This is a genomic window from Collinsella sp. AM44-11 (genome assembly GCF_003467145.1).
GTDB lineage: Bacteria > Actinomycetota > Coriobacteriia > Coriobacteriales > Coriobacteriaceae > Collinsella.
Genome location: NZ_QSFE01000010.1, coordinates 56,246 through 70,711, shown reverse-complemented (window position 1 = coordinate 70,711; position 14,466 = coordinate 56,246). Strand labels below are relative to the sequence as shown.

Sequence of the window (14,466 nt, the reverse complement as noted above, 5' to 3'; positions counted from 1 at the left end):
TTATTTGGCCGAAAAACGGGTCGAACTTTCCCCAGGGAAGCCCGGGGCCGCCATGTGCGCTCCCAAGCCCAAACCTCAGCCATCTCTACATAGATCTCAATAGATCTGCCGAGAACTCAAACAGTGCATCTACCTGCGCATTTGAGAACCTAAACTCTCAGAGATAAGAAATCTTATATGAATTGACTTAGATTTTGTATATTCCGGCCCATAAGGGGATACACTACATCCTGAAAGACAAGCCGAAGCGCCGCGCGACAGACCGTCGAGGCGACGCGAACGCACAAGAGAGAGGGAATTTCTAATGGGCAAGATTCTTGGTATCGACCTTGGTACTACTAACTCCGCAATGGCCGTTCTCGAGGGCGGTTCTCCGACCATTATCGTGAACGCCGAGGGCGACCGCACCACCCCGTCCGTCGTGGGCTTCCGTGCCGACGGCGACCGCGTCGTGGGCAAGGCCGCTAAGAACCAGGCTGTCACCAACCCCAAGAACACCGTGTTCTCCATCAAGCGCTTCATGGGTCGCAAGTACTCCGAGTGCACCTCCGAGATCAAGACCGTGCCGTATGAGGTCAAGGAGGGCCAGGGTGGCCGTGCCGTCGTCGACATCGAGGGCAAGGATTACACCGCTGAGCAGGTGAGCGCCATGACGCTCGCAAAGATGAAGGCCGATGCCGAGAAGTATCTGGGCGAGACCGTCACCGACGCCGTCATCACCGTCCCGGCCTACTTCAACGACGCCCAGCGTCAGGCCACCAAGGACGCCGGTAAGATCGCCGGCCTCAACGTCAAGCGTATCGTCAACGAGCCGACTGCTGCTGCTCTTGCCTATGGCCTGGACAAGCAGGGCACCGACCAGCGCATCCTGGTCTTCGACCTGGGCGGCGGCACCTTCGACGTCTCCATCCTCGACCTCGCCGACGGCGTGTTTGAGGTTCTGTCCACCTCGGGCGACAACCACCTGGGCGGCGACGACTGGGATCAGCGCGTCATCGATTGGATGGCCGATAAGTTCCAGCAGGAGAACGGTGTCGACCTGCGTCAGGACCCCATGGCCCTGCAGCGTCTGAAGGAGGCCGCCGAGAACGCCAAGAAGGAGCTCTCCGCCGCCCAGCAGACCACCATCAACCTGCCGTTCATTACCATGAACCAGTCCGGCCCGCTGCACCTCAACTACACGCTGACCCGCGCCGAGTTCGAGAAGATCACCCGCGACCTGCTCGAGCGCTGCAAGCAGCCTGTCACCAACGCCCTGCGCGACGCTAAGCTCAAGCTCTCCGATCTGACCGAGGTCATCCTCGTCGGCGGCTCCACCCGTATGCCCGCCGTCCAGGAGCTCGTCAAGACCATGACCGGCAAGCAGCCCAACATGTCCGTGAACCCCGACGAGGTCGTTGCCGACGGCGCTGCCGTCCAGGGCGGCGTGCTCACCGGCGACGTCGAGGGCATCCTGCTGCTCGACGTTACCCCGCTGTCGCTGGGCGTCGAGACCATGGGCGGCATCATGACCAAGATGATCGACCGCAACACCACGATCCCGACCTCCAAGACCGAGGTCTACTCCACCGCTGCCGACAACCAGACCAGCGTCGAGATCAACGTGCTCCAGGGCGAGCGCGAGCTTGCTCGCGACAACAAGTCGCTCGGTAAGTTCCAGCTGACCGGCATCCCGGCTGCCCGCCGCGGCGTGCCGCAGATCGAGGTCACCTTCGACATCGACGCCAACGGCATCGTCAAGGTCTCTGCTAAGGACAAGGGCACCGGCAAGGAGCAGCAGATCACCATCTCCGGCTCCACCGCTCTGTCCGACGACGAAGTCGATCGCATGGTCAAGGACGCCGAGGCCCATGCCGAGGAGGACAAGAAGCAGAAGGAGGAGGTCGAGGTCCGCAACCAGACCGATAGCCTGTGCTACTCCACCGAGCAGACCCTCAACGAGCTGGGCGACAAGGTTTCCGCCGATGTGAAGTCCAAGGCCGAGACCGCTATCGCCGATGCCAAGAAGGCGCTCGAGGGCTCTGACGTCGAGGCCATCAAGGCCGCTGGCGAGTCCCTGCAGTCCGTGGCCTACGAGCTGGCCCAGGTTGTCTACGCCGACGCTCAGCAGCAGACCGACGGTGCCGCCGGCGCCCAGCCTGCCGACGATGACGTGGTCGACGCCGACTACGAGGTTGTGGACGACGAGGACAAGTAATCATGTCCGCCCGTAAAGCTCGCACGGAGGCGGCTGCCGCTGGCGCCGCCCCCGTTGACTCTGAGGAGAAGGACGTGAAGATTCCCGTAGAGGCCGTCGACGATACCGAGGCCAACGAGGCCGAGGCCGCCGAGGCTGCCGAGAACCAGGTAGAGGATTCCAACAAGGAGGCGACGATGACCGAGGACGAGATGGTGGAAGCCGCTATCCGCGCCGGTGAGGAAGCCGCCGACAACGACTTTAAGCTCAAGTTCGAGCAGGCCCAAAAGGAGCTTGCCGACGTGCGCAGCGAGCTCGATGCTGCGGCAGAGGCTCAGAAGGCTGCCGAGGACAAGGCGAAGGACGCCACCGAGCGCACCGCCCGTTTGCAGGCCGACTGGGAGAACTTCCGTCGCCGCACCGCCAACGAGCGCATCGCCGAGCGCGACCGCGCGACTGAGAAGCTTGTCACCGCGCTGTTGCCGGTGGTCGACGATATCGAGCGCGCGATCGACCATGCCCGCAGCCAAGAGCTTGCCGACGACTTTAAGCAGTTCGTCGATGGCGTCGATGCGGTGCATGCCAAGCTGCTCGATGTGTTTGCGCACGAGGGCGTTGAGCCCATCGACCCCAAGGGCGAGGCGTTCGATCCGCTCGAGCACCAGGCTGTGGGTCGCGTCGAGGACGCATCGCAGTACGACGAGACCGTCAACGACGTGTACCAGAAGGGCTACCGCATGGCGGATCGCATCCTGCGCTCCGCGATGGTGACGGTGACCTACGGTGGCGAGAAGCGCCCCGCACCGGAGCCCGAAGCGGCGCCCGAGGATGCTTCGGCCGATACGGCCGAGAGCACCGAGGAGTAATTGAGAAGGGCCCCGGGGCAACACCCGGGGCCCTTTCTGGCCTAGTGCCATATGAAAGCATGAGCCGCCGCCCGCTGGGCGGCGGATGAAACAGGAGAGGAGCTACGATGGCTGCAGGCAAAACCTTCTATGACATCCTGGGCGTATCCAAGAGCGCCTCCGACAAAGAGATCAAGAGCGCGTTTCGCAAGCTCGCGCAAAAATATCACCCCGATGCCGGCGGCGACGAGGCCAAGTTTAAGGAGATCAGCGAGGCCTACGAGACGCTTTCGGACGAGAAGAAGCGCAAAGAGTACGACCAGATGCTCATGTTCGGCGGCATGCCGGGCGCGGGCGGCGCGTATGGCGGCGGCTACGGTGCCGGCGCGGGCGCCAGCGGCTGGGGCGATATCTTCGACAGCATCTTTAGCGGCAACGGCGCCTGGGGCAGCGATTGGGGCTCGGGCTTTGCCGGGGCTGCGGGCGCTGCCGGTGCCGGCGCTGGCCGCAGCCGCGCTCGCAAGGGCGGCGACCTGTCGCTGACCGTCGATGTGACGGCCGAGGACGCGTTTCGCGGTGTGACGCACAAGGTCACCTACCGCATTCCCTCGACAGGCGAGCAGCAGACCATTACGGTCTCGGTGCCTGCAGGCGCGGTCGACGGCGGCAAGCTGCGTTACAAACGTCGCGGCGAGTATGGCGTTGCCGGCGGCGAGCGCGGCGACCTGGTCGTGACCACGCATGTGGAGGAGCATCCGCTGTTTAAGCGCAAAGGCGCCGACGTGACCATGGAGGTACCGGTCTCGGTCTACGAGGCGGCGCTCGGCTGCACGGTGGACGTGCCCACGCCCGGCGGTGCGACGGTCCGTTTGAAAGTGCCCGCGGGTACCCAGACGGGCAAGAAGTTCCGCTTTAAGGAGATGGGCGCGCCCGATGTTAAGCACCGTGGCCGCACGGGTGCGCTGCTCGTCGAGATCAAGGTGCAGGTTCCCACGAACCTGTCCGACGATGAGCGCGATGCCATGACCAAGCTGCGCGAGGCCGACACGCGCGACTATCGCGAGAAGGTCAATCGTTACAAGGCGACGTACTAGGGCGGTCGCGGCGCACGCCCACGCCCGCGGGCTTATGATGGACGATAACGAGACGGAAAGGGGTCAGGTAGCATGGCCGAGGACAATAGGAACAAACCGCTGTACATGATCAGCGTGGCGGCCGAGCTGACCGGCATGCACCCGCAGACTCTGCGCGTCTACGAGTCCAAGGGCCTGGTGAATCCTCAGCGCTCGGGCGGTAACACGCGCCTGTATTCGCGTGCCGATATCGAGCGTCTGGAACTCATCAACCAACTGACCGACGAGGGCATCAACCTTGCCGGCGTGGTGCGCATCCTCGATATGAAGGAGCGTTCCGAGGAGCGCGAGCGCGAGAACGAGAAGCTCCGCGCTCGCGTGCGCCAGCTCGAGGACGAGCTGCACGAGTATAAGATGCAGAAGAAGATCACCGCCCTGGCCCCGCGCGACGGCTCAGTCAACCCCGAGCAAGTCATGCGCAAGCTGCTAGGTACGGGTAGCGACCTATAGCTCCGCCGACGCTGCCGGGCACTCATTGGGGACAGACTTAAATGAGTGCCCGCAGAATGAGAGTGGATAATCTCCCGTTTTTGGCCTGTTTGCAGGCTCAAAGTGGGAGATTATCCACTCTCGTCATTTCGGCGTCTAAGTCTGCCCCCGGCACCCAACTCGTTCTTTGCTTTACTGAGATAAAGTGAACGTGCAGATTCGTAACCCACTCGCAACCGTTCTATGGCACGATATTGAACGAATGTATGCTATGCGCCCAAATCGTTTTGGGCAGAGTGGGAGACAGTATGGTCAAGCTGTACGAGGACGGCATCTACCTGCGCGGCGGCAGCGAGGTTGTGCCTGCGGCCGAGGCTGCCGAGCGCGGTATTACGCAGACGCCCGAGGATGCCAAGCGCGGCACCATCGCGTATTCGATCCTCCAGGCACACAATACGTCCGGAGATCCCGAGGCACTCAAGATTCGCTTCGACGCCATGGCGAGCCACGACATCACCTTTGTCGGCATCATCCAGACGGCGCGCGCCTCGGGCATGGAGCAGTTCCCGCTGCCTTACGTGCTCACCAACTGCCATAATTCGCTGTGCGCCGTGGGCGGCACCATCAACGAGGACGACCACGTCTTTGGCCTCTCGGCCGCCAAGAAGTACGGTGGCATCTTCGTTCCGCCGCATATCGCCGTTATCCACTCCTTTATGCGTGAGAACTTCGCGGGCTGCGGCAAGATGATCCTGGGTTCCGACTCGCACACCCGCTACGGCGCTCTGGGCACTATGGCCGTGGGCGAGGGCGGCGGCGAGCTGGCAAAGCAACTGCTGCGCGACACCTACGACGTCGCCTATCCCGGCGTCGTCGCCATCTACCTCACGGGTGCCCCGCGCCCCGGCGTCGGCCCGCACGATGTGGCGCTCGCCATCATCCGCGCTGTCTTTGCCAAGGGCTACGTCAAGAACAAGGTCATGGAGTTTGTGGGCCCCGGCATCGCGAGCATGACGACCGACTACCGCAACGGCGTCGACGTCATGACCACCGAGACCACCTGTCTGTCGAGCATCTGGGCCACCGACGAGGACACGCACGCATTCCTGGCCATGCACGGCCGCGGCGACGACTACCGCGAGCTCAAGCCTGCCGATGTTGCCTACTACGACGGCTGCGTCGAGGTCGATCTGTCGAGCATCAAGCCCATGATTGCGCTGCCGTTCCATCCTTCCAACGGCTTTGAGATTGACGAGCTCAACGAGAACCTCGAGGACATCCTTCACGAGGTGGAGCTCGAGGCCGCTAAGATCGGCGAGGGCAAGACGCACTTTAGCCTGCTCGACAAGATCGTCGACGGCAAGCTGCACGTGCAGCAGGGCGTTATCGCCGGCTGCTCGGGCGGCAACTACGACTCCGTGGTCCAGGCTGCCCGCGTGCTCAAGGGCGCCAACACCGGCTGCGGCGAGTTCTCGCTGTCGGTCTATCCCACGAGCCAGCCCGTGGCACTCGAGCTTACACGCCGCGGCTATATCTACGACCTTATGGAGGCCGGCGCGATCGTGCGCACGGCATTCTGCGGCCCGTGCTTCGGTGCCGGCGACACGCCCGCCAACAACGGCCTGTCGATCCGCCACACTACGCGCAACTTCCCCAACCGCGAGGGCTCCAAGCCGGGCAATGGCCAGCTGAGCGCCGTGGCTCTGATGGACGCCCGTTCCATTGCGGCGACGGCTGCCAACGGCGGCATCCTGACGCCGGCGACCGACCTGCCCGAGGACACCTGGGACGAGGCTTGCGAGTACACCTTCGACGACGCGCCGTACAAGAAGCGCGTGTACTGGGGCTTTGGCAAGGCGGAGCCTGCCGACGAACTGGTCGAGGGTCCCAACATCAAGCCGTGGCCCGCGATGGAGCCGCTCGGCGACGATATTCTGCTCAAGGTGTGTTCCAAGATCATGGACCCGGTCACCACGACCGACGAGCTCATTCCCTCGGGCGAGACGAGCTCCTTCCGCTCCAATCCGCTGGGCCTGGCCGAGTTTACGCTCAGCCGCCGCGACCCGGCCTACGTGGGCCGTTCCAAGGAGGTCGACGCCGTGGAGAAGCGCCGCGTTGCCGGCGAGTCCGCGGGCGACCTGGCGGCGCTCGATGCCGAGCTTGCCGGCGTGTTTGAGGCACTGGCGGGCGCGGGCGTCGCGGCCGATGCCAAGGCGACAGAATACGGCTCCATGCTCTATGCCAAGAAGCCCGGTGACGGTTCCGCTCGCGAGCAGGCCGCGAGCTGCCAGCGCGTGATCGGCGGCCTAGCCAACATCGTTCACGAGTACGCCACCAAGCGCTATCGCTCCAACGTGATGAACTGGGGCATGGTGCCCTTCCAGATGGAGACGGAGCCCAACTTTGAGGTGGGCGACTACGTCTTTGTGCCGGGTATCCGTGCCGCGCTCGATGGCGACCTCAAGAACATCGCCGCCTACGTGGTGCGCGCCGATGGTGCGGTCGAGCAGATTGAGCTCTACATTGCCGATATGACAGCCGAAGAACGTGCCATCGTCAAGGCCGGCTGCCTCATCAACTACAACAAGTTCAAGGCCGCTGCCGAGTAACGCACTTAATTGTCCGCCCGGGGCTTACCCTTTCCCGCCCGCTCACGCGCTTCGCGAGGGTCGCGTTCGGGAAAGGAAAAGCCCCGGGCGACATTTCCGCGTTCTCGTTGGGTCTTGAGGGACGCTAATAAATAGACTTGCTTGATGCCGCCTCTTTTTATTGGGGCGGCTTCTTTTTGGACCACCACAAAGGTGCCTGTCCGGCGGGTTCTTATTTCGATGGGGTCCAGGTTATCTCATCGTCAAATAGCCAAGTGCGTGCTGAGCCACTGTCGCGCGCTGTCTGTGGATCGGGCTCGCAAGTTTGTTCGTAGGCATCCTCGGTACACCGATCCATAAAATCGACGACTGCCGTCTGGTCGCCTTCCATGACGTAGATCACGTTGCCATCCGAGATATAGACTCCCGGCCCTTCGTTGTCCACGTAGCCGGGGTCGTATGAAACGTTGCACAGTCTGCTCCCGTTTGCCGCATCGAGTTCAAGGGTCGAATAATACCCGCCATTCATTTGGTCTTTCTTGGCTCGATATATTGCGGCGCCGTACCATCGCTTAAACGTCTTGCCTTTGAGTAAACTGGTTGCCTTGCCGATAAGCTGCTCATCTTGGGTATAGCGCGTGGCTCCAAGTTCGATTCGGGGATAGTTGCTGACCCCAAGCGCTGCGGGCGTACCGTCGAAATCGACGGTGATTGAATCGGGTTTGACGATATCGGTGAGGATTTCGATGGGATAGCTTATGGTTTCAACCGCCGCCTGCGTCGCCGAGGCAGGGAGAAATGCGAGATAGATAATGCCTACGCCGACTGCGGCAATCGCAAACGCTAAGACGAGCAGGCCGATATAGGTGGAGCGTTTCACGGTGGGGCACCTCGCTTACAATATGCAATCATTAAGATAAATGATACAAGCTTACGACAATATTCAAAAGAAAGCGATTGATCGAAATGACGGGGGCTAAAAGGCCCTATTGGGCTTCGATTTGGGATCGCCAAACGTAGACTGGGCTTGATGCCGCCTCTTTTAATCGGGGCTGATTCTTCTCTGGACCACCACAAAGGGGACAGGCACCTTTGTGGTGGTTTGCATGTCATGAGAGCACTAAGAAAATCTTATATATAGAGACTTAGATTTGTGTATAAGATCGCGCAAAGCTGGCAACAATACTTCTCGAACAACGTGAAGCCGCCCCGTAGGGCGGCCACCCCAAGAGAGGTGATTCCATGAGAATCGATAAGCTAGCAATGACGTCGCGCGAGGCGCTGCAGACCGCCATGAGCACGGCCGCCGACGCGCAGGCCGGCGCGGTGGAGCCGATTCACCTGCTGTCCGCCCTGCTCGGTGCCGGCGAGCGCAATATCTCCGTGATCATTGAGCGCATCGGTGCCGACCCGGCTCAGCTTGCACGCTCCACACAGGATGCCATCGACCACGCGCCCAAGGTTTCGGGCGAGGGCCAGCAGATGGGCCTGTCTAACGAGCTCGTTCGTGTCATCGAAAAGGCCGAGAAGAAGGCCACCAAGATGGGCGACAGCTTTGTGGTGACCGAGCATCTGCTGATGGCACTTGCCGAGGACAAGGGCGAGGCCGGCCGCGTTCTGCGCGACGCCGGCGTGACCAAGGAGCGCATCGAGCAGGTCTATGAGGAGCTGCGCGGCGATGACCGCGTGACGTCTGCCGAGGACAAGACGCAGTTTGAGGCGCTGGAGCAGTATGGTCGCAACATCTGCGACCTCGCCCGCGCCGGCAAGCTCGACCCGGTCATCGGCCGTACCGATGAGATTCGCCGCACCATCCAGGTCCTGTCCCGCCGCACCAAGAACAACCCTGTGCTCATCGGCGAGCCGGGCGTCGGCAAGACGGCCATCGTCGAGGGCATCGCCCAGCGTATCGTGGCCGGCGACGTGCCGAGCACGCTGCGCGATCGCGACCTCATCGAGCTCGACATGAGCGCGCTGGTCGCCGGCGCCAAGTACCGCGGCGAGTTCGAGGACCGCTTGAAGGCCGTGCTCAAGGAAGTGCAAAAATCGGAAGGCAAGGTCATCCTGTTCATCGATGAGCTCCACACCATCGTGGGCGCGGGTGCCACCGAGGGCTCCATGGACGCCGGCAACATCCTCAAGCCGGCGCTTGCCCGTGGCGACTTACACGCAATCGGCGCGACTACGCTTGACGAATACCGCAAGTACATCGAGAAGGATGCGGCGCTCGCCCGTCGTTTCCAGACCGTAATGGTGAGCGAGCCTACCGTCGAGGACACCATCTCGATTCTGCGTGGCCTCAAGGAGAAGTACGAGATCTTCCACGGCGTGCATATCACCGATAGCGCGCTCGTGGCCGCCGCCGACCTCTCCGATCGCTACATCGCCGACCGCTTCCTGCCCGACAAGGCCATCGACCTGGTCGATGAGGCCGCAAGCCGCCTGCGCATGGAGCTCGACAGCATGCCGGTCGAGATCGACGCCACCACGCGTCAGCTCACCCAGCTGCAGATCGAGGAGCAGGCGCTCATGAAGGAGACCGATGACGCCTCCAAGGAGCGTCTGGAAGCCCTGCGCCAGGAGATTGCCGAGGTCCAGGAAAAGCTCAACGTGCAAAAGGCCGGCTGGCTCAACCAAAAGAACGCCATCGACCACGTGCAGGAGCTTAAGGGCCAGCTTGACGAGGCCAAGAGCGAAGAGGAGCGCGCGACGCGCAACGGCGACCTGGGTCGTGCGTCCGAGCTGCGCTTCTCCGTGATTCCGGGCCTGCAGCAGCAGATTCAGGAGTCCGAGGCTGCGCTCGAGGCACAAAAGGAGCAGGACGGCGAGGGCCTCAACGAGCAGGTGACCTCCGATGAGATCGCCGAGGTCGTGAGCGCCTGGACCGGCGTGCCCGTGTCCAAGATGATGCAGGGCGAACTCGACAAGCTGAAAGGCCTGGAGGGCGAGCTGCACAAGCGCGTCATCGGCCAGGACGAGGCCGTGTCCGCTGTCGCCGCGGCCGTGCGTCGCAGCCGTGCGGGCCTCTCCGATCCGGACAAGCCCATCGGCAGCTTCTTCTTCCTGGGCCCCACCGGCGTGGGCAAGACCGAGCTCGCCAAGGCGCTTGCCGAGTGCCTGTTCGATGACGAGCGTGCGCTCGTGCGTATCGACATGTCCGAGTACATGGAGAAGTTCAGCGTCCAGCGTCTGATCGGTGCGCCTCCGGGATACGTGGGCTACGACGAGGGCGGCCAGCTCACCGAGGCCGTGCGCCGTCGTCCGTACTCCGTAATCTTGCTCGACGAGATGGAGAAGGCTCATCCGGATGTCTTCAACGTGCTGTTGCAGGTGCTTGATGACGGCCGTCTGACCGATGGCCAGGGTCGCCAGGTGTCCTTCAAGAACACGATTATTATCATGACGTCCAACGTGGGCTCCAAGGCCATCGCCGATCTGTCCGGTAAGGACGAGGAGGAGATGCGCCATCAGGTCGACGCCGCCATGGCTCAGACCTTCCGCCCCGAGTTCCTCAACCGTATCGATGATATCGTGGTGTTCCATCCGCTCGGCATGGCGCAAATCGAGAAGATCGTCGATATCCAGCTTGCCGATGTCCGCGCACGCCTGGCCAAGGAGCGCATGACGCTTGCCATCACCCCGGCGGCCAAGCAGATGCTCGCCGTGGGTGGCCTGGACCCCGTGTTCGGTGCCCGTCCGCTCAAGCGCCTGGTCCAGCGCGAGGTCGTGGACGCCATCGCCGCCGCCATCATTGATGGCACGGTGCGCGAGGGCGATCAGGTGACAGTCGATGTCGACAAGGACGGCGGCTTTACCGTCGTGTGCGATAACACGCCGGCGGCCACCTACGAGGTCCCCGACGCCGAGTAGATTTTTGGGATATGCCTTAAAATCTACCAGCCGTCTCTAAACGCCAAGGGCGGCGGATCCAATTGGGTCCGCCGCCCTTTTTCGTGCGACAATCGATGATGCTGAACGGATGCGATGCAAGGAGCTATGCAGATGAAAGACGAGATCAAGACAAGCGCGCCGGCGACCGATGCCGGACCCGCCGCACCCAAGCCTGCGCCTAAGCCGGCGCCCAAGCCGCGCGACCCCTACATCCGTGCCGAGAACGAGGACGACGACGGCTACGATCCCTACAGCGATCGCCGCCCCGAGCGCGAGCCGATGTTCGAAGCCGACCCCTGGCGTTAAGTAGCTCATTTGGGACAGGGCTTTTTTTAGCTACTTTGTTTTCGGCTAGAGGCGTTCATGCCTGCCCCCCTCGGCCGCTCGATATCCTCCGGGAGTGGCCACTAATAGAAAACTTGCTTATCCATTAATCAAGATACGCATAATCTTGCTCTCCCGCTAATCAAGAATCGTTATAATCTTGATTAGCGGGAGAGCAAGATTGGAGAATTATGGCATTCAGCGACTTGGTGGCTCAAAAAATAAAGGACTTTGAGCAGCAGGGGATTCCGCAGGTCTTTGAGCGCGACCTTGATCTGGGCAACCCGCAGGAGCCAAAGCGCGACAACATCGTATATGTGATTGTGGGCGCCCGTCGTTGTGGAAAGACGTATCGCCTGTATCAGGAGATGCGGCGGCTTCTGAGCCAGGGTGTCGAGCTTAATCGGATGCTATATTTCAATTTTGAGGATGAGCGCTTGCGTCCGTATGAGCCATCGCTACTAGCGGACGTGCTCGATACATTCTATGCGCTCTACCCTGCTGCACGAGGCGAGGGTGCCTACATTTTCTTCGACGAAATCCAGGAAATTCCCGAATGGGGTGCGTTTCTGCGGCGTGTGGTCGATACGGAGAAAGCGACCGTCTACGTGACGGGATCTTCTTCTAAGATGCTGTCCTCGGAACTTAAGAGCGAGTTCAGGGGCCGCTCTCTTGTGCGAGAGCTGTTTCCGTTGAGTTTTTCGGAATACGTCCGATATAAGACGGGGAGCGTTCCTGAGTCGGACGCGCTCTTCTCCTCGAGCGATGCAGCGTTGCTCCGACACCATCTGGTCGGATATCTCGAGCGAGGGGGATTCATCGCGACACTTGAGCAGACGCCCGCAGACGCGATTCAGCTGCTACAGGAATATGCGTCGCGAACGGTCGCCATGGACGTCGTTGAACGTTACGACGTCAAGAACCCCCGTTTGGCCTCGCTGTTTCTGGCGCGGTGCATGGCATCTTCGGGACGAGAGCTGTCAGTGAACAAGGTGTACAACGAGTTCAAGAGCAGGCAGATACCCGTCAGTCGAAATACGCTCAGCGACTTACTTGAGTATTACGAGGACGCCTACCTGCTGTTTTCGGTGCCGGAGTTCACGCGCTCACTTGCAAATAATGCGCGGTCCGCATCTAAAGTCTACGCTGTCGATCCTGCGATGTTCGGAGCATTCTCTCCCGCATCGGCATCTGATCAGGGCCAGAGGCTCGAGACTGCGGTGTTCAATGCGCTCAGAAGAAGGACTCCAGCCGTGCGGTCCGGTTCGGTCTGCCGCCTGCTGATCAAAGAGAAGAATAAAAGCCATGAGGTGGACTTTGTGGCCGGGGATGCGCTTCTTATGCAGGCTTATGGCCTGATTCAGGTGAGTACGGATATGGCAAGCGAGAAAACGCGCGAGCGCGAAATTGCCGCGCTTGATGCCTCGATGGCCCAATTCGATCTTGGTGAGTCGACAATCGTTACCATGGATGAGCAGGCCGATATTCCATGCGAGCGCGGTGTGGTACACGCTGTGCCCGCATGGAAGTGGCTCCTTTCCTAATCGTCTATGGATTTGCGAGGCCAGGACTCAGGTGTCATGGTCCGCTAGTCCTGGGCCTTGATGCTTGGCAGCAGAATCTGGGCGAGGTAGTCGCATTCGAGCTTGGTGGCAGCGTCGGCCTTGCCGTCTTTGCCGACCAGCACATTTTTGATCTGGCTGTAGGTGTAGCGGTTGCCGGTCGTGAGCTCGACAAGCTCAATGGCCGTGTCCATGGGGTAGGTCGACACGGGATTCTGCGTCCGTCCGTTGATGGTCTGGGGTACCACGTACGGATAGACGGGGCCGCTGGCGTAGACGGTATAACCGTTGCCTAGGTTGGCCGCACCCAAAACCGTATCGCCCTCATCGGGCGTAAAGCTCTCGCCCTCGCGCACCGCGACGAGCGTCACAATCGGCGTATCGCTGTCGCCGGCAAGATAGATGCATAGCGTGCTGCCATTTTGCCAAGTCTCGACCTTGCCGTACCACTCGACGGGGATATCGAGCTGGTAGAGGTCGGTTGCCTTGTGGCGAGCGTCAGCATCGCGGGCTGCCTGTGCCTTTTGCGCGCTCACGGCATTGACGGCGGCGTCGCGCCGCGCGGTTGCCGCCTGCTGGAGCACCTTGGCGGTGGCGGCGGAGCTCGCGCCTCCCTCCTCGGCATATTTGGCGGCGGCATCGATCTGGTCGTCGGTTACCGTGTCGGCCGAAGGCACCTTGAGCTTAAAGGCGGCCTGGCTGCTTAGGTCCTGTCCGTCGCTCTTGATCGTGACCTGCGCCTTGGTGGTCGGCACGGTATAGACGGTGCCGTCGGACGCGATGGGGGAGGCAGCGATGGAGAGCGTGTAGTCACCGGGTAGCAGTTTGATGCCACGGCCGTGCTCGTCAACATAGAGTGTTTCGCTCACGGAGGATCCGTCAGAATCCTGGCCACTCACTTGTACGGGAATCTTGGAGCCGGCGGAACAGTCGAGGCCCGCGGCATGCACGCCAATCTGTACCGACATCATCGTGTGGGCATTGGCGGCGACAGCGGCAGCCTGCTCTTGCTGATATCCGTTCCAGGCAGCATAGCCTGCACCGCCGGCGACGAGCGCGACGGCCACGACACCGGCGACCATCAGATTGCGGCGCTTGGGCGACATCTTGCGATGGCGGACCTCGGCTTCGTGTGCCGAGGGAACGGACGGCAGGGGAATATCGCCCATGGCGATGGTCTCATCCACGGCTGGTGCGGAACCCAGGCCAGGAAGCTCGCGAGTCAGCGAATCTTCGGCCGGTAAGCTGTCGAGCAAGACGGTTTCCTCGCCCGTGTCGGATTCGGGCTGGTCGTCGGCCTCGCTATCGTCCTCTTCGGCTTCGTCAGGAGCGTCTTTGGCGTCGCCGCCTTCGTCCTCAGTGTCTTCGTGCACCTCGTCTTGCGCGTCGACGACCGAATCGCTAAACGAGAGCTCGTCTAGCGCGATCCGGTCAAGGCTCTCCAGGGCTTCGGCACATGCTTCCGCATCCTGGGCCGCATCCTCGCGGCCATACGTCTCATCGCTCATATATCCCCCA

10 protein-coding genes are annotated in these 14,466 nt (G+C 61.6%); 8 read left to right on the top strand and 2 right to left on the bottom strand.

The annotated features are described in order from the left end of the window. Positions 1-304: 304 nt before the first annotated feature. The 5 genes from dnaK to DW943_RS07545 all read left to right on the top strand — a co-directional run bounded on the left by dnaK (position 305) and on the right by DW943_RS07545 (position 7,192). Complete coding sequence (dnaK, locus tag DW943_RS07565) at positions 305-2,197, top strand: molecular chaperone DnaK (RefSeq protein ID WP_117862657.1); 1,893 nt, start codon at positions 305-307, stop codon at positions 2,195-2,197. A 2-nt stretch (positions 2,198-2,199) separates the two neighbouring features. After that, a complete protein-coding gene (locus tag DW943_RS07560; protein WP_117862656.1) occupies positions 2,200-3,042 on the top strand; it encodes a nucleotide exchange factor GrpE in 843 nt (280 codons plus the stop codon). 107 nt (positions 3,043-3,149) lie between these two features. After that, positions 3,150-4,115: a DnaJ C-terminal domain-containing protein gene (locus DW943_RS07555; protein ID WP_055285310.1), complete on the top strand. Its 966-nt coding sequence runs from the start codon at positions 3,150-3,152 to the stop codon at positions 4,113-4,115. 72 nt (positions 4,116-4,187) lie between these two features. Beyond that, positions 4,188-4,604 (top strand): heat shock protein transcriptional repressor HspR, encoded by a 417-nt coding sequence (locus DW943_RS07550; RefSeq protein WP_117839958.1) that lies wholly within the window; start codon positions 4,188-4,190, stop codon positions 4,602-4,604. Positions 4,605-4,891: 287 nt separating this feature from the next. Further along, complete coding sequence (locus tag DW943_RS07545) at positions 4,892-7,192, top strand: hydratase (RefSeq protein WP_117862655.1); 2,301 nt, start codon at positions 4,892-4,894, stop codon at positions 7,190-7,192. A 211-nt stretch (positions 7,193-7,403) separates the two neighbouring features. Here the strand turns inward: DW943_RS07545 and DW943_RS07540 are convergent, their stop codons facing one another. Further along, positions 7,404-8,051, bottom strand: coding sequence for a hypothetical protein (locus DW943_RS07540; protein WP_117862654.1), 648 nt, complete (start codon positions 8,049-8,051; stop codon positions 7,404-7,406). A gap of 362 nt (positions 8,052-8,413) precedes the next feature. Between DW943_RS07540 and clpB the strand changes: the two genes are divergently transcribed. The 3 genes from clpB (at position 8,414) to DW943_RS07525 (ending at position 12,930) form a co-directional block, all read left to right on the top strand. Continuing rightward, the gene (clpB, locus tag DW943_RS07535) at positions 8,414-11,041 is read left to right on the top strand and encodes an ATP-dependent chaperone ClpB (RefSeq protein ID WP_117862653.1); all 2,628 of its coding nucleotides are present in this window, start codon (positions 8,414-8,416) and stop codon (positions 11,039-11,041) included. 132 nt (positions 11,042-11,173) lie between these two features. Next, the gene (locus DW943_RS07530) at positions 11,174-11,368 is read left to right on the top strand and encodes a hypothetical protein (RefSeq protein WP_233543624.1); all 195 of its coding nucleotides are present in this window, start codon (positions 11,174-11,176) and stop codon (positions 11,366-11,368) included. 209 nt (positions 11,369-11,577) lie between these two features. Further along, the gene (locus DW943_RS07525; RefSeq protein ID WP_117862651.1) at positions 11,578-12,930 is read left to right on the top strand and encodes an ATP-binding protein; all 1,353 of its coding nucleotides are present in this window, start codon (positions 11,578-11,580) and stop codon (positions 12,928-12,930) included. 44 nt (positions 12,931-12,974) lie between these two features. Here the strand turns inward: DW943_RS07525 and DW943_RS07520 are convergent, their stop codons facing one another. Next, complete coding sequence (locus DW943_RS07520; protein ID WP_117862650.1) at positions 12,975-14,456, bottom strand: hypothetical protein; 1,482 nt, start codon at positions 14,454-14,456, stop codon at positions 12,975-12,977. Positions 14,457-14,466 lie beyond the last annotated feature (10 nt).